The 17679-nt window shown below is 38.4% G+C and carries 11 protein-coding genes; 2 read left to right on the plus strand and 9 right to left on the minus strand.

The window, feature by feature from the left end; translation table 11 throughout:
- Positions 1-133 precede the first annotated feature (133 nt).
- Both ACTB0Y_RS05715 and ACTB0Y_RS05720 read left to right on the plus strand, forming a co-directional pair.
- Positions 134-733, plus strand: coding sequence for a superoxide dismutase (locus ACTB0Y_RS05715; RefSeq protein ID WP_463205849.1), 600 nt, complete (start codon positions 134-136; stop codon positions 731-733).
- 182 nt (positions 734-915) lie between these two features.
- Entirely contained in the window at positions 916-1494 is a 579-nt protein-coding gene (locus tag ACTB0Y_RS05720) for a superoxide dismutase (RefSeq protein WP_463205850.1), read from the plus strand.
- Positions 1495-2363: 869 nt separating this feature from the next.
- On the opposite strand, the gene ACTB0Y_RS05725 is transcribed toward ACTB0Y_RS05720, so the two are convergent.
- The 9 genes from ACTB0Y_RS05725 to ACTB0Y_RS05765 all read right to left on the minus strand — a co-directional run bounded on the left by ACTB0Y_RS05725 (position 2364) and on the right by ACTB0Y_RS05765 (position 17647).
- Positions 2364-3992 carry an amidohydrolase gene (locus tag ACTB0Y_RS05725; RefSeq protein ID WP_463205851.1) on the minus strand — a complete coding sequence of 543 codons (1629 nt, stop codon included), beginning with the start codon at positions 3990-3992 and terminating at the stop codon, positions 2364-2366.
- Between the two features lie 145 nt (positions 3993-4137).
- On the minus strand, positions 4138-6063 hold the full coding sequence (locus tag ACTB0Y_RS05730; protein WP_463205852.1) for a glycosyltransferase family 39 protein: 1926 nt from the start codon (positions 6061-6063) through the stop codon (positions 4138-4140).
- A 110-nt stretch (positions 6064-6173) separates the two neighbouring features.
- Positions 6174-9050: a M16 family metallopeptidase gene (locus tag ACTB0Y_RS05735; RefSeq protein ID WP_463205853.1), complete on the minus strand. Its 2877-nt coding sequence runs from the start codon at positions 9048-9050 to the stop codon at positions 6174-6176.
- 123 nt (positions 9051-9173) lie between these two features.
- Entirely contained in the window at positions 9174-11552 is a 2379-nt protein-coding gene (locus ACTB0Y_RS05740) for a GAF domain-containing protein (RefSeq protein ID WP_463205854.1), read from the minus strand.
- A 241-nt stretch (positions 11553-11793) separates the two neighbouring features.
- Positions 11794-13071, minus strand: coding sequence for a bifunctional 3,4-dihydroxy-2-butanone-4-phosphate synthase/GTP cyclohydrolase II (locus ACTB0Y_RS05745; protein WP_463205855.1), 1278 nt, complete (start codon positions 13069-13071; stop codon positions 11794-11796).
- Positions 13072-13101: 30 nt separating this feature from the next.
- Positions 13102-14271 (minus strand): glycosyltransferase family 2 protein, encoded by a 1170-nt coding sequence (locus tag ACTB0Y_RS05750; protein ID WP_463205856.1) that lies wholly within the window; start codon positions 14269-14271, stop codon positions 13102-13104.
- A complete protein-coding gene (locus ACTB0Y_RS05755) occupies positions 14268-15485 on the minus strand; it encodes a glycosyltransferase family 4 protein (protein ID WP_463205857.1) in 1218 nt (405 codons plus the stop codon). Before ACTB0Y_RS05755 ends, ACTB0Y_RS05750 begins: the two co-directional genes overlap by 4 nt.
- A 22-nt stretch (positions 15486-15507) precedes the next feature.
- Positions 15508-16980 carry an LptF/LptG family permease gene (locus ACTB0Y_RS05760; RefSeq protein ID WP_463205858.1) on the minus strand — a complete coding sequence of 491 codons (1473 nt, stop codon included), beginning with the start codon at positions 16978-16980 and terminating at the stop codon, positions 15508-15510.
- Between the two features lie 268 nt (positions 16981-17248).
- Positions 17249-17647, minus strand: a complete 399-nt coding sequence (locus ACTB0Y_RS05765) for an START-like domain-containing protein (RefSeq protein WP_463205859.1) — start codon at positions 17645-17647, stop codon at positions 17249-17251.
- Positions 17648-17679 lie beyond the last annotated feature (32 nt).

The raw sequence follows: 17679 nt of genomic DNA on the forward strand, positions 1-17679 counted from the left end.
TGTTTTTAATGTTCAAGTTATACCAAATAATCTTACGAATCAATAAAATATATTACGGTATTAATATATGAATACACTAAACATTTTAATTTATGAGACGTTATGCTCATAAAATCAATAAAAAATTAACATTATGAGTTTTAAATTGCCAGATTTACCATACGATTTTAATGCACTGGAACCTTACATCGACGCCAAAACCATGGAGATTCATCATGGCAAGCACCATGGCGGTTATACCACTAAATTAAATACGGCTTTAGAAAAAGAAGGCGTGAGTGATAAAACCATAGAAGACATTTTGAAGCAGGTTTCGAAATATTCAGTCGGCGTTAGAAACAACGGCGGAGGATATTACAACCACAAGTTATTTTGGGAAATCATGAGCCCTAATGGCGGAGGCGAACCCGCAAATGAAATAGGAAAAGCAATTAATGACACCTTTGGTTCTTTCGATGCTTTTAAAAATGAATTTGCCGCTGCAGCAGCAGGAAGATTTGGCTCAGGCTGGGCCTGGCTCGTGAAAGATAACGGAAAATTAAAGATAGGCAGCACACCAAACCAGGATAATCCAATAATGGATGTCTCAGATTTCAAAGGAGAACCAATTCTTGGATTAGATGTTTGGGAACACGCCTATTACCTAAAATATCAAAATAGAAGACCAGAGTATATCGATGCATTCTTCAATGTAATAAACTGGGATAAAGTAAACGAACTTTATAAAGCTTAAGTTCATTCCGGATATCATACCCAATAACCCGAGCATTTCACATTTACAACCGTTGTAAAGCTTTCCCACTTAACAACACTATCTGGAATGAATCTTAATTATGGGCATCACCAAACAAGGTGATGCCTTTTTTTGTCTATTCAGGCAGACGGTTGAATTATTAACTTAAAAAACAGAAAGCTATGAAATTTAAATTACCGGAACTTCCTTTTGACAAGGATGCATTAGAGCCACATATTAGTGCAAAAACCATTGAATTTCACTATGGAAAACACCATAAAACATATGTGGATAAAATAAACAAACTGGTTCAAGGAACTGAGTTCGAAAATGCAGACCTGGAAACCATAATAAAAAACGCGGATGGGGGTATCTTTAACAATGGCGCCCAGGCATGGAATCACACCTTCTACTTTGAAGCATTAAGCAGCAATTCCAAAGCCAAACCGGGAGGAAAACTACTTGGCGCAATAGACAAAGTATTTGGCAGCTTCGAGCAGTTCAAAGAAGATTTTACCAACGCTGGTGCAACACTTTTTGGTTCAGGTTGGGTTTGGCTAATCCAGAACAAAGATGGTGACCTGGATATCATGCAGGGGCAAAATGCGGAAAATCCATTGCGCGAGGGTTACAAACCTATTATGACAATGGATGTATGGGAACATGCATATTACCTCGATACCCAGAATGCGCGGCCCAAGTACATTGAAAACTTCTTTGCAGTGCTCGATTGGGAAGTGGTAGAAAAACGTCTTGGATAAAATAAAAACACAAGCACAAAGGACCGGCCCTGTTCAATAAACAATTAATTTTAGTCTTCAAAGCCCGTTATTTTGAAATAAAACCAACTTTTTTTCTTAATAATTCAAGAATAGACTATGTAGTTCAAGGGATGGAGGCTCTATTTTTCTAATTTTGGAATAGGTTCGGATGAATGTGAAAAAAAAATTGAATTAAGCATGCAAATATTATTTTTGGTACAGGATTTGTTTTCTTAAAAGTGCAACATCACTAAATCCTTTAGTGATCAATTGCGAGGGGTAATATAAGCTGTTTTCATGACTTGTTTTTGGGGGTGGTCTACTGACCACCCCTTTTTCATGTCATAAAAAACCTTACCGAGAAACTTCAAACAACCTTACTACAAGCACGATATGCAAATCTTAGATTTGGAAAAAGTAAGGGCTATAATTTATCTCTCAAAAAAACTCGCGTTTATCAAAAATCAAATTTGATTAGCATTAGCTAAGTTCAGCCATTTTTTCAGCCAAAATTGAGTTTCAATATATCGACGCCAGCACCGTGGCCAGAAGCATATTATTGGCTTCATTTCATAATCGATAAGACTTCTCCTGGCTGGCTGCTCAATTATTCACTTCGTACTTTTTCAACAGAAAAGTGAAAAAATAGTAAAAAAACCAACATTTATTTTGTTTTAATACTTAGTTTGCTTATTTTTGAATGCAACATTACCGGGAGGTTCTACTTTCGGTGATCAATTGCGAGGGGTAATATAAGCTGTTTTCATGACTTGTTTTTGGGGGTGGTCTATTGACCACCCTTTTTATTTACCCGTAAAATCAATATTAAATACTTATTAACAAAGCGTATAAAAAAGGGGCTATTCGCTCTATTTTTCAAAAACAATCTCCCCCTGAATTGCTGTCAGGAGGTTCCTGACATTAGGAACCTGAGCTATATCAATTGTCATAATATCTTTATCAAGCACAACAAAATCAGCTTGTTTTCCCATCTCAAGCGAACCCTTTTTATCTTCTTCGAAAATGCTTTTAGCAGCCCAGATGGTCATGGCTTTTAGTGCCTGCTGCCTGTTCAGGGCATTGTCTTTTTGGAAACCCTTTGGTGGATAACCATCAAAATCCTGGCGGGCCACTGCAGCATAAAAGCCGTATAATGGATTAATATTCTCGACAGGAAAATCGCTACCATTACATAACCAGCCATTTTTCTCCAGTAACTGGCGGTATGCATAGGCATGCTTTAACCTTTCATCACCCAGTCTTTCACCGGCCCAGTACATGTCTGAAGTAGCATGAGTGGTATTTACAGCCGGCACAATATTATATTTATCAAAAAGCTGAAAATCATCCGGATTCACAACCTGGGCATGTTCAATGCGCCATCTTCGGTCATTATTTTCAGACAAAATTTTGCTATAGAGGTTTAGAACCAATCGGTTGGCCGAATCACCAATAGCATGTGTATTGACCTGATAATTATTATTGTATGCCTGACGTGCAATATGCTCCATTTCTTCCGGATTAGTGATAATAAGTCCGTAATTATCAGGGTCGTCGCTGTATGGTTCAATCATACAAGCACCGCGGGAACCAAGAGCACCATCGGCATAGAGTTTTACTGAATGAATATGTAAACGGCTGGTTCGGTATATTCCATGTTCCATAAACTGTTCAAGGTTCTCCCTGGTTGGAGATAGCATGGCGTACACCTGCATTTTCAGTTCCGCTGCTCTTTGCAAAGAATCAAGCAATTGAATATCTGAGTGGTCTAAGCCGGCATCGGCAACAGTAGTTAATCCAACGGCATAGCAATTTTTTGCACCTATATTCAATAATTCCACCTTTTCGTTTTTGACAGGCTCAACAATATGTTGCAACACCAACTCCAGTGCATTATCTATCAAAATCCCCGTAGGTTGTCCGTTACTTTTTCTTATTTCACCTCCTTCAACAGTAGTATTTTCATCGATACCTGCAATTTCAAGTGCTCTGGCATTGACCAATGCGGCATGCCCGTCGATTCGTCGTAAAAAAACAGGTTTATTTGGGAAGAGCTTGTTAAGTGCTTTATTATTGGGGAATTCCTTAACAGGCCAGTCATTTTGGTCCCAGCCCCGACCCAGTATCCATTCTAAGTCATGATTTTTGTCCCATTCTTTCAGTTTATTCAGAATATCATCAAAAGATTTTGTTCCCCGCAGGTTCACCTGACGAAGGTTCATACTATACCCAACAAAATGACAATGCGCATCGATTAATCCGGGATAAACATATTGACCTTCAAGGTCTTTTTCTCGCTCTGCTTCAAAGTCATTCAAAAGCGACTTGTCGCCCACCGATTTAATTACGCCATTATCGACAATCATTGTACTGGCAACAGAAAAGTTGCTATCTACGGTATAAATCGTGGCATTTTTTACAATTAAATCTACCTTTTCTTTTTGCGTTTGACAGCCCATAGCAAGCAAAATAATGAGTATTGGAATAAATGATTTCATGGCTATAATTTAAGATTTATTTATAACTGACGCGAGTTTGAATTGAGCTAAATGATGCATATTATGTAATTAACAGCTTAGTTCATATTTAATTTTCGAACTGAGGCTATAAATATAATCATTTTCAAGCTGTTGTTAAAAATTACTATCTCAGAGGTTGAATCAGTCCATAAATTTTCGGGTTACCATTTCGGTGGCTAATGACAAAATTATCGAGCCAAATGCTATTTTCTCCTTTGTTCCACAATGAGAATCTGACGTGCAGGTCATCACCTTTCAGACGGATATCTGAAAGTTTTACAGAATGATATGCTTTATGCCATTCCACTGAATCATTGGAATACACAAACTGATCAAAGGATCGTGCTTTCCAGAAAATCGAATTTTCGCCTGACTTTACGTTAACCACAAAAAGCATTTCTTCTGGGACTTCAGTGGAACGAAACTCAATAGTGGCATCTACAAAATTATTAGGGTTAGTAAGCACGGTATCCAACAAAAGCGTATAATTAGGACCCCATTCCATTTTTGGCAACATCTGATATACAATATTTATGGAATCGCCTTCTTGCTTAGTAAGCCCTTTTTGCTTTATACCGCGCCAACCCTTTTGTTTTTTTGACTCGAACCCCATTTCTGCAATAACATTTCTTTCGGACTTATTGCCTCCTGAAAATAAATAGGTATCACCTCCAAAATAAGTTTTGTGCCATACAATTTGAGGATAATAGTTCTGGATAATTGGCACTATTACAGAGCTGCTTGAAGATAACCCACCAAAATAGACCCGTTTGTAGCGATTTTTATTTTCTCTGAGAAAAGAAATAAAATCTCCTTCATCACTAAATTGGTCATACCAAATATAGTCGGTTTGTAAATCGTACTTCTTTTGATAGTAGTTTGTAATTTCCTTATCCGCATTAATAATTGCTAAAACGGTTGATTTCCGATTGTCTGTCTGTGGGTTATCAGTTATTACATGTTGATGAATACTGTTGTAAAAAATCGTGTAATGCTGTCGTTTTTCAATTAAAGTAAACAATCCAAAAGCTAAAACAACTAATACCATCGCTAAATTTATGCGGAATTTTTGCTTTTTCAAATGCCCGAAGAGGACGAAAAATAAAAAAGGAAAGCTGAAAATTAAGACAGAAAATTGCAGTACAGCATTTATGTACATGGAATACAAAAACCCAATAAAAAATGGCAATAAAAACCAGGAGAGAAAAAGCCAGAACTTGTAATTAGGTTTCCATTGAAAACCACGTAAAAAGTATGCACTTATTACGAGCAAACCAACAACAATCATTAACATCCAATCAAAATGAAATATGTACCCTACATATTTTAATAGAAAATCATTGTCAGGCTTACCTAACCAGCCTTCGACGCCGCCCATCTTCAATTGGTCCAACAAAATGCCAATATGCGGCAAATAAAGCAAGACCACGGTTAAGCCAGATACAATATATTTCACCAGGTAGTCTTTTCTTATCAAAAACAGACCGCTTGCCCATACTATACCAACCATTAACAAACTAAAATGATGATTGTAGGCACATAGCGTACTGGCCAAAATCAGACCAATAGCATTTGGCCAAAATTTCACCTGAGATTGTTTGATTATCGATGTCCAGAACCAAACCATTAAAAGTGTAAAAAAGAGTCCGCTAACATAAGGACGGGCAATTTGGCTGTACATTACAGGGTATTGGAGCGTAGCCATAAAAGCAGCGGCTAATAAACCAACTGTTTCATTGTACCACCTGCGCCCAATCAAAAAAACGAGCCAAACAGATAAAACACCAAATATCAGAAATGGCAGCTTTACAATCCATCCTGCTGTGCCAAATAAATTCGTCCAATAATATAAAAAAACCTGTATTCCTGCCGGGTGGCCGTCCACACGTACACCTTTATCGATTAGTTCATTAAATGAATCGAACGCGGTGCGAAATAGCGCGCTAAACTCATCATGAGTGAAGGGAATTTCTGTTAGTTGATAAAATCTGGTGGCAACAGCAACCAACATGATTAGCAACAAGATAGCTTTATTAGATAAAAATTTCATGGCAGCATTGGCATTTATGAATCACCAAAAATAGTTAAAAGCAACTAAAAGAAATAAAGAAAAGCGCCATTCCGGAAGAACAGCGCTTTTTTGTAGTGGAAAAATTATCGTTATTTCGTAAAAACCTCATCCCATTCTTTGACCTGAATGGTTCCGTATTGCTTCATTTCCTCCATACTAATCTGGTCTGCATCTCCTACCAGAGCTATTACAACAGCCTTATCTTTAATTTTTTGTTCATAAAATTTAATAATGTCGTCGAATGTAAGATTTTGGTATGCTTTTACTTTGGAAGGAATAGGATCTTCCTCGTAGCCTTTTAACTGCCAGGTTCTGTCTTTCCAGGGTAAACCTCTGAAAGAGGGTTTCTTAGTTATAGCAGAGTTAACGAGGTAATTACGAATCATATCCATGCGTTCTGGTTTTTCGGGCATATCGCGGATAAGTCCGTTATAAATTTCCAGCGCATCCAGAGTTTTGTCGCATTGGGTTCCCACATATCCCACAAAAATAGCATCATGTTCTTTTTGGTTAGGTAACCTAAACCTGGCTCCTGCAGAATAGGCCATGCTCCGGTATTCGCGTATTTCCTGGAGTACAAGTCCTGAAAATCCCCCGCCAAAATACATATTAAAGGCTTCTACCAATGGCACTTCTTCGGGCTTTACTTTGTCCTGATTTATAAACAAAAACATTTTACTTTGTTTGGCCCGCTTGTGGTCTATAAAATAAACTTCATTTTCTGTAAAATCTCTAAATTCAGGCGCCGGGAAACCAGTACCTTTTATTTCTACCTGTGCCAGGAAGGGGCAATGTTTCTTAATTGTGGATACTGTCTGGTTTAGTGAATTCTGGCCTGTATAAAACAGATCAGCTTCATGTGTTGTAGCTGCACGGAATGGATTAAAAAGATCTTCCGGATCGAGTCTTTTAATATCTTTTTTAGGAAGTCTGTTGATATAAGGTGAACGTTCTCCATAAATGAGGTAATTATAAAGCCCGGAAGCAATCATATCCGGCTCTGTTTTTTCCATTTTACGGGACATCTTCTCCTCTTTGTACATTTGCTTAATCTTATCTTTGGTAATTGTTGGTTGAGCAAACAATTGACTTATTAAGTCATACGCTTCAGGCAGTTTATGTTCAGGCCCCTTTATGCTCAGCCCAAAATAGCCATCAGTGGAATAAAAATTATATGTACAATTTGTAGATCCCATTGCCTCCTTAAATTCCTGCAGGGTCATACCTTCAGGTGAGGCGTTATTCATAGCACGAGACGCATATGTGAGCATCATATCATGTTTACGTCCTTTATTAAACTGAATATGAAGTTGCGCAATATCGTTGAGGGAATTTTCAGATTGGCGAAGATGTACCATAGGGTAAATATCTGCCTTAAGTACTTCTTTTTCTAAATCGACAGGTTCTATCTTGTACTCGGTAGATGGCATCTGCTCGTATTTTTTGCGATAAGCAGATTTAGCATTTGTGTTGGAAACAACCGGTTCGTAGCCAGGTTTTTCGAGTTTTTCTTTCTTTGGAAAACCTATCTTGGAATACATCACCAGCCTGTTGTCTGTAAAATATTTATTAGCTATTGCTACAATATCATCTTTAGTAACCGCCTTTATCTTTTGCGGCCGTTCATATACACTTTTGGGATCTTTCTCAAGTGTAAATGTGTAAGCAAGGTTAACAGCCTGATTTTCTATAGATTCAAGTTTAAGTTGATACGTTTTATACATTTCTGCTTTGATTGCATCTAACATATCATCTGAAAAATCGCCATTCTTAAGCTTTTCGACCTGGGCCATAATCTTTTTCTCACCTTTTTTCAATCGCTTAAAGAAGCCGGGAAAATAAAACATGACCGTTTCTCCATAGTCATGATTAGCCATATTTATTGCAGTTGCCAGTGGCATTTCATTATTCACCATCAGTTGATCGAGCAGGCCTGTTTGCATGCCATTGGTGAGTACTTTCATGGTCATTTCCCATTTAAGTATATCCTCACTTTTTTCTGATGGAGAGCGAAAACCTATGGCCCCCAGCGGTATTGGAGACATGCGAACTTTTTTAAATTCACGTCCTTTAAATGGTTCCTCTTTATATGTTTTATGTTCAGGTACTTCTCCTTTTTCCCACCTATTAAACTTTTCTGCAATGAGTGGCTTAATTTGCTCTGAATCAAAATCGCCCACCATCACCAGTGCCATATTGTTCGGACGGTACCAGTCTGTAAAAAATTTATACATTTTATTCAGCGAAGGGTTCTTTAAATCCTCTGCTGTACCAATTGTTGTACGCTGGCCATAGGGATGTTTTTTAAAAAAATCTTTGTTAAAAGCTTCGAATAATCCTGTGAAAAATTGGTCATCGTACATATTTTTCTCTTCATATACAACCTCTAATTCCGATTGAAAAGTACGGAAAACAGGATTATAAAACCTTTCTGAATACAGATCGAGCCATTTTTCAATCTGATTGGGTGGAAACTGGTTATAATAAACAGTCTGATCAGGGCCTGTTCCGGCATTAAGTCTGGTACCGCCCATTGCATTAATCAGAAAGCTGGTTTCATTTAAAATAGCATACTTCCCGGCAGCCAGTGATTCTTTATTTATTTCTTTCTGAATAGCCTGGCGGGCAGAATCACCCTGGGCAGCGCCCAACTCATCGTAAAGTTCGAAAATACGGTCGATGTGGGGCTTTTCCTTTTCCCAGTTTGTGGTACCTAAGGTTTGAGTGCCTTTAAAAAGCATGTGCTCCTGGTAATGTGCCATTCCAGTAGCATCGGCGGGGTCGTCTTTGGCACCCGCTTTTGTAATAACCACACCAAAAACTTTGGGTTGCCGATGGTCTTCTTTTAAGATGACCGTAAGTCCATTTTTTAACTTATAAGTTTCAATTTTGGGGTTTTCATCTGCATTTAAATTAAGTGTCGATAGGACGAACACCAATAAAAATGCCCACATGTAGATTTTCATAACTAGATTTTTTTTGATTAATAATATAACAAGATTGTGACGAGAGGTAATATATTTTAGTTACAACTGAAAGGTGTTAAAAGATTGTTAACAACAAATCAAAGACAGAATTTAGATCATCCACTAAGCATCTTTGTTGTTCTCTATCTGCTTTTTCAGGCGGTCAATTTCATTGTCTTTCTCTTTAATCTTTGTGAAATCGTAGCCAATTCCCACTATTTTATGAATATTACCTTCAGCGTCAGTTACCGGAATATAAGTTTCTTCGATGTATTTAGTTTTGCCTGCAATTGTTACTTCTGAAATACGTTTTTTTGTTTTTCCACGATTCAGGTCTGACCAGAATTTTTTATAGGCCGAAGAAGTAGTGGTGTTATCGAGGCTAAGGCTTTTGTGATGTTTGCCGCGCATTTTTTCAGGCTGAATACCCAAAAGGTCGATACATTTTTGGTTAATATTCAGTATTTTCCCTTCCATATCAAACTCGGTAATTAAAACCGAAGATCCCAATGCTTCAATTAAGGCATTCATCTCTGTTTCGCGTCTTGCTGCTTCTTCCTGTGTAGCCTTTAGCTCTTCGAGATTTTGACGCATCTCCTCTTCCTGCGATGATAGCTCTTCTCTTTGATGCTGCGATTCTTTGAGTAACCTGTTGGTACGCTCAGTTACTTTCACACTGGAAATTGTTGATGCAATGCTTTCTGCAATTTGCTCGACAAAATGAATATGGTATTTTTCGAAGTTCTTAAATGAAATGAGTTCCAATGCGCCATAAACTTCGTCATTTAAGATCAGTGGGACAATTAAAATACTTTTTGGATTAGCCTCACCCAGACCGGATGTTATGTAAACATAATCATCAGGCACATCCGTCATATAAATAGTAAGTTTTTCATGCACAACGCGGCCAATAAGCCCATCGCCCGGTTTAACAACATCTTTTAGAAGCTTGCGCCTGTCGAACGCTATGGCTGAGGCAAGCTCATACGTTTCTTCTTCTTCATTATCTGTTCTCACATAAACACAACCTTGCGATGCACCAATATAATCTACAAGGTTTCTCATAATATTAAACGAGAGCTGCTTGAGATTATCGTTATTTTTTCTGAGTATATCGCCAAATTTAGCAAGGCCCTCGGTTATCCAATTTTGCTTTTCTTCCTCTTCATTTCGTTTTTTCTGTTCTATACGGGCATTTTTCAAGCTTTCCTGCATATCAAGCAGTGCTTGTCCTAAAGTATCGTTGTCAGAGAGTAGCTTATATTCTGTATCGAGCTTTCCTTTGCCAATGCTTCTGGCAAACTCTGCTGTATGTTGTAAACCCGACATCAGCGTATTCAGTGAATCGGACATATCCTGGAGTTCATCGTTTGAAGTTACATTCAAGGTTGTAATGTCATCAAGGTTGCCCCTGGCCAATTTTCTCAGCACCTTTGTGGTAAATTTTATTGGCCTTGTTACCGAACGGCTAATAAGCCAGACAATGAGCATCATGAGCAACAGACCTATCAAGCCAACTACGAGGGAAATATAAACACTCCTTCGGGCTTCTTGCATTATAGTATCCAATGGTACTTGCAGCATGAGTGACCATGGTGTAGTTGATTCTCCAATATAAATTGGGGCAAAAGCATAATAATGGCTCTTTCCATTTTCGAACTCAAAGCTTAAAAAATCACCTTCACGCACATGTTGCTGAATATTGAACGTGTCGGCTAAAGTGGGGAAGTCTTCATTAAAATATTCGCCCAGCATATTATCATCGGGATGGGTTACAAAAGTATTATTATTGGCCAGCAAAAATAATTGGCTGCCTTCGATGGGTTCAATTTGGTTTACTATTTTCTGATAATTTTCAAGGCTGATATCCATACCGGCCAGTCCAATAAATTCATCATTTTCAAGAATGGGTACGCACAGGCTTGTCTCAAGTATGGCATCTTCTTCGTTTCCGGAATACGTGAAAGAGTATGGGTTTAGAATCGTTTCTTCTTTGGATACTTTCATTTTATAATATGCGCCATCGAGGTCATCACCTTCAAGGTCGAGTAATTCTTCGCGGTATTTTAATTGATCATTTTCTCTATAGATAGTAAATCTTCCTCTTCCATATGGTAGTGTCCAGGATGTATCAAAAGTCCGGCGCTCCCAAATTGTCCATACTGCCAAAAACTCGTCATTACGGCTTGCAATATTATACATCATGTTACTATCTACCGACATACGTTGTTTAACGGGTAAATCGGTAAATCCATGTAATGCATGGCCAAGGGCACGGGCCATACCCATGTCTATGTTTAACCGATTCTGGATATTTTTGGCATATCCATTGGCATATGATTGTGTTAGTTCATGGGCATTATTCAATGCCAGTTGCTCACTTTTTATTGTGAGGTAGGATAAAACTGCCCCAAGGATTAATAAAAAGGTCAGAAAAAAAGAAAAAAGCATTTTCCGTCTCAGGCTGCCACCCAACTTAAAAAAGTCCCTTAATCTCGACATACAACATGAATATTTATGATAAACCTTATAAAGCCTAAGTTGAGCGGTTTGAACGTAGTGAAAAAGCGCTTTACTTAGGGTTAACCCCGATTTAGAAATTGTCGGATTTCACCGAATAAGTGAGGTGAAAGGCATACAATTTCTTTATCGTGAGCGAAAATCGCTCAATTTAGGTAAAATTAAGTAATTTTTTATGCCAGCCGAAATTTCTCAGGTTTTTTCAACTCATCCGCGCGATGTTTTACTTTTTTTGCTCCTTTAGGTCTCGTTGCTTAAGTTCATCAACCTCGTACTGAAAGAACTTAAAGTGATGATGCATTTTATCCCGTTTGGTTTTGAGATAAAACATATTATGCGGGTTAGGTTCTATCTCAATGGGTACATTTTCTATTATTTCAATACCATAGCCTTCAAGGCCAACCCGCTTAACAGGGTTATTGGTAAGTAATTTTAATTTGCGCACGCCAAGTTCACGTAGTATTTGTGCTCCAATACCGTAATCACGTTCATCGGGATCAAAACCAAGCTTTTCATTTGCTTCCACAGTATCATAACCTTCTTCCTGTAATTTGTAAGCCTTAATTTTATTCATCAGTCCTATACCGCGGCCCTCCTGACTTAAATATACTATGGCTCCTCTACCTTCTTCTTCAACGGCTTTCATGGCTTTGTGCAATTGTTCTCCGCAATCGCATCTTTTGGAACCAAAAATATCGCCTGTAACGCATGAGCTGTGCACCCTGGCCAGGACAGTATCGCTCTCGTCCCATTCACCTTTAATTAAAGCAACATGTTCTACGCCATTGGTTTTTTGTAAAAATGGAATCAGCCTAAAATGACCAAATTCTGTAGGCATATCGACCTCTACTCCTTGTATCACAGAGCTCTCTTTGCGGAGTTTGTAGGCAATAAGGTCTTTAATAGAAATAATTTTCAGGTCAAATCTTTTAGCTATTTGCAGCAGTTCAGGCAGGCGTGCCATGGTACCGTCATCGTTCATAATTTCAACCAGTGCGCCTCCGGGTTTCAGCCCAGCGAGCCGGGTTAAATCTACCGCAGCTTCAGTATGGCCTGCGCGACGTATTACACCTTTTTCTTTTGCTTTAAGCGGGAAAATATGTCCGGGCCGCCCCAGATCTTCCGCTGTAGTTTCTTCCTCGACCAACGCCTTAATGGTTTTCGCGCGGTCAGCTGCCGATATACCTGTGGTGCAGCCATGACCAAGCAAATCTACAGATACCGTAAAGGGTGTCTCGTGTAAAGCCGTATTTTTCCCAACCATCAATTCCAGGTCAAGCTCTTCGCAGCGGCCTTCGGGTATGGGTGCGCAGATCAGACCACGGCCGTACTTGGCCATAAAATTAACTTTTTCGGTTGTTATTAGCTCGGCGGCTATAATAAAATCGCCTTCGTTCTCTCTATCTTCATCATCAACCACGATCAGGATATTTCCTTTTTTAATCTCTTCAATAGCTTCAGGAATAGTATTCAGATGGTATGTATTGTTTTGGTTACTCATATAATTTATTTTGCTGCAAAATTAATATTTTTAATGAGCTCTTTTAGCTCTTTCCCAGTTAACTGATTGAGATTTCTTCAAGTACCTTGCCAACCCGCGTATTTGAGCAATATTTGTACTCACAAAATAGTATGGCAAAAAGAACCAGGAAGGCAGTTTGTAGTAGCTCTCCATAATCCAGCCAAGCAAGGCTGTAAAATATACCATAAGATGCGCTATGCCCAGCATTAAATACAGCGGCGCTTCGGGGTTATAAACCAATATGGTAATGTGAACAGGTATCAACAAGGCAAGAGCCAGCGGGCAAATCAACCAACGAAAGACCTTATGCGACAGGAACTGAAAAGCCAATCGTGGATATTTGAGTGGATTTAACAAAAAACTGAGTCGTTTTAGTGATTGAAATCCGCCGGCAGCAATTCTTACTTTCCGTTTCATCTCTTCTGAAACGCTATATGATGGATACTCCCTTGCTATTGCCTTTGGCTCATAGGCCACTGTATAGCCCTGCGCTGCAACCCTTAAAGATATAATAAAATCGTCGAGTACCGTATCTGACTCAACTGGCTGATATAATTCTTTGCGCACTGCAAAAAGCTCACCGGCTGCTCCCAGGGTTGTATTAAAACGGTAATCAAGTTTTTTAATCAAAGACTCATATTTCCAATATGCTCCTTCTCCTGCCCCGGCAGCAGATTTTTGACCTTTTATTATTTGCTTTTCACCAGCTACACACCCAACGCGTGGGTCCTGAAAATGACGGGCAATATTAAGCAGCGTATGATCGGTTAAAAAGGTATTGGCATCGCAAAATACAATAATATCGGACTCAACTGCCCGTGCAGCCCTGTTCATGGCATGTATTTTACCTCTTCGGGTGTCTTCGTGCATTAACATTACCTCAGGGTAAGTAGCTACTTTTTGTGGGGTGCAGTCATTAGAACCATCAGTAACCCAAAGCAATTTCAATTTATTTTTCGGGTATTTGAGCCTTTTCGAGTTGCTTATTTTCTCATCCACTAATTCGGCTTCATTGAAGGCCGTTACGAGCAATGTTATTTCCGGCAACTTTTCAGAATCGGGGATAGCCGGTAAATGTCGATTTTTACCAAAAAAAAACCCAAATAAATACAACAGCACAGGATAAACTGCATAACTATACATCACTAAAAAAAGCAGTATCCAAAAAAGATAAATCATGCCTCTGCTCTGTTTAAATGAGATTTGAAAAAGTCGATTAGCTTTTGTGCGATTTCAGTATTATCAAATTCATTTTCAATAAATGACCTTGCATTTTTTGAAATTTCGGTCACCTGTTCAGGTTTTGTAATTGTTTCAACTATTGTTTCAGCCATTTTTGAGGGATCATCATCAATAAAGATTTGCTTTTTATCTTCGGCATTAAGCCCCTCAGCCCCAATAGATGTGGTAAAAACAACTCTCCCGGTGGCCATTCCCTCAACAATTTTAACACGCATACCACTGCCTGACAATAGCGGAACTACCATGAAGGCGTATTGGTTAAGATATTCGAGGGCATCATCAACTTCTCCGTGAAAAATTACATTTTGGCGGTGCACCTTGTGTTCGTATTTCGCGGGGGCATTTCTTCCGGCAATGTGAAATTTTACATTGGGGTTTTGCTTAAGAATTTTTGGCCATACTTTTTCTAAAAACCAGTTGATACCTTCAATATTTGGCATCCAGTCCAGAGAACCTATAAAAGCCAAATCTGCTGTATAGTTACCCGGATCCTGATATTTATAATTCTCAAGATCAATACCTACCGGTGCAATGCACCTGGGCGAGTTATTTCCTAAAAATTCGAAAACATGTCCATCTCTTTCTGTAATGGGTATCAACAAATCAAATTTATTGAGTGAGCGCACCTCGAAATGCTCCAACCGATGGGTTAGCACTTTCATGTACATTCTTTTAATTCCCTGCTTTTGATTTGTGATGCTTCTGCGCCAGATTTCATGTTCTACATTATGTGCTCTGAAGGATACAGGCCCTGAAAAATGTTTGCGTATAATCCCAATATAGGGATAAAGATATAAGCCTTCGAGCTGAACAATATCGAATTGTTTTTCACGGAGCAGCTTTACAAGTTTTTGTTTATATGCTGAAGAAATAAACCGCTTTGCGTTATACGGCAAACGTGAGAATATTAAATTGGTTAAAACCTCTGGAGGTTTTATGGAGGTATCAACATATACGGTATAAAAGTCAATCTGCGATTTTAGATCGGTTGGTAAATCCTCAACTTCAAAAAAATGTTTATGAGTATTCATTGCCAATATAGTTACCTGATGCCCCAAGCTCACAAAAGCTTTAGCCATAGAGAGTGTGGCTATAGAACCTCCGTCTTTAGGTGGATAGGGCATTTTATTGGCCAACATTAGTATCTGCATACGATTATTTTTCGGTTTTGCCTTAACGCTTTTTCATTCTACGATAACGCCTGAACGCCATAAAACGGGTTATTGCATTCTGAATTGGAACAATATACTTGTCGATATTAAATACAACGCGGTCTCTTGAAGCCTGAATGGTTAAATAAACACCCAGGGGTATAAAAACTATTGTAGCCACCCACATACCAATGGTAGGATCAGCAGCACCTTCTTTACCGTATTTTTCACCTGTTATGGAAATAATGTAATACAACAGGAAAAGTAATATACTGATTACAGTAGGTAAACCCATACCTCCTTTTCGTATGATGGCTCCTAAAGGCGCTCCAACAAAGAATAGCAACAAACAAGCAAAGGAATAAGTAAATTTCTTATGCCAGGCAATTTTGTGTTTATTGAGCCATGACTTTTTGTTGCTCATGGTTATAGATGCACTATGAAGTTGTGTCTGTGCAGAACGCGCATAGCTTAGAGCAGAAGATACAAGAATGGTTTTCATTCTTGAATTAAACTGATTGTAAAGCGTATCAAAGGGTTGGCGTTCTAAATCTGCAAAATTAGTTTTTAATTGTGCATCCTGGTCTTTATTCAATCGTTTAAAATAGTTCCGTTGGAGCAGGTTTTGCGTAAATTTATCCCTACGGGCACTTGTTTCTACATTGAGTGAATCAATTGTGTAAGTAAGCTGATCAACACTCAGCATTTGATAATTATTTTTGAACAAATCCTCATCCGATCGTTCCATATCAAGATCTGTAAGGTCGAATAATAATTGTTCTCTCTGAAAGATTATGCGTTCCATTGGATAAGCAAATGCATCGCGTCCACGTTTGGGTTTCTTTTCATCGTAAGATGTTCCATTAAAGAGTGTTAATATGAGATAATCTCTGTTTTTTGTAAAAACAAGCGTGCCAGAGTCAGCTTGCGTTACGAAATTATTTCCTCTATTCTCGCTGTGATCATAAATAAGGATATTATACATCATATTAGTATCATCATCCTTTTTAGCAACTCTAATGGACCGGCCGTCGATTCCGTTGTAAAAGCTACCTTCCGGTATCATAACTTCAGCCGGTTGTTTTTTTATGTCGTATATTAAAGTTCGTCCTTTAAGATTAGCGACAGGCAGTACGTAATTTGAAAAAAGGAAAGCACCCACCATTGTAAGAACCGCAAACCACATCAGGGGCTGCATTATTCGAAACAGCGATATACCGGCCGCTTTCATGGCTACCAGCTCATTATGTTCGGCCAAATTTCCAAAAGTCATAAGAGAAGAAAGCAATATAGCAAGCGGTAAAGCTGTAGGTACCATAGTGGTACTGGCAAGGCCCAACAATTGAGCAACAATATCGAATCCAAGCCCTTTGCCAACTATGTCATCAATATATCGCCACAAAAATTGCATGAGCAATACAAAAATAGCTACAAAAAATGTGGCAATGAAAGGGCCAATGAATGACTTTAATATAAACAGATTAAGTTTTTTCACCCGCGAATTCTTTATTAGCAAACAAAAATAGCACTTTTTAATTAGGGATGAAAGATCCACGATAAAGTTTTCTAAACACGCTGTGTATCATCTAAAACTCCGGGGTTTTATCTGCGATAAGCTTATGAGGATCGAAGTATGGCACAAGAGCGTGATAAGAAACTGCTTGGATGTTCGGAGGGTTAAATAATTTATAAAAAAAGTGCTCGCTGCTGGCCAATTGGCCACAACAATTCAGCCTGGAATTCATTGCATGGTGGCAAAAACGTTAAAGCCCTAATTTATGTTTGAGTGCATCAATTTGAGTATCCCAAAGCTCAATGGCATCATCTTTTTCTTCGTCTTCGGCAAAATCAGTAATTAGTAAGGCAGTTTCACCGGTAAGGTCGTCTTTTCGAATTCTAAATTCAAAATAAGGGTCTGTATCATTTATTTGCTCGTCATCTTTATCTTCGAGCCACTTAAACTTTACTATTTCAGGTGTTTTGCGTACCAACATTTGTGCTTTCTGCTCCATACCATCCCATACGAATGTAAATGTTTTATCATTAACATACACATCATCGGCAAACCATTCTGACAATCCACTTGCTGTACTCAGCCTGTTAAACAAAACTTTCGGGGAAGAATTAAAAGGATATTCCAACGTATATTTATCTTTTGACATATCAGCAATATATTTATATTCATTTCATTGCA

The organism is Salinivirga sp. (genome assembly GCF_055145285.1).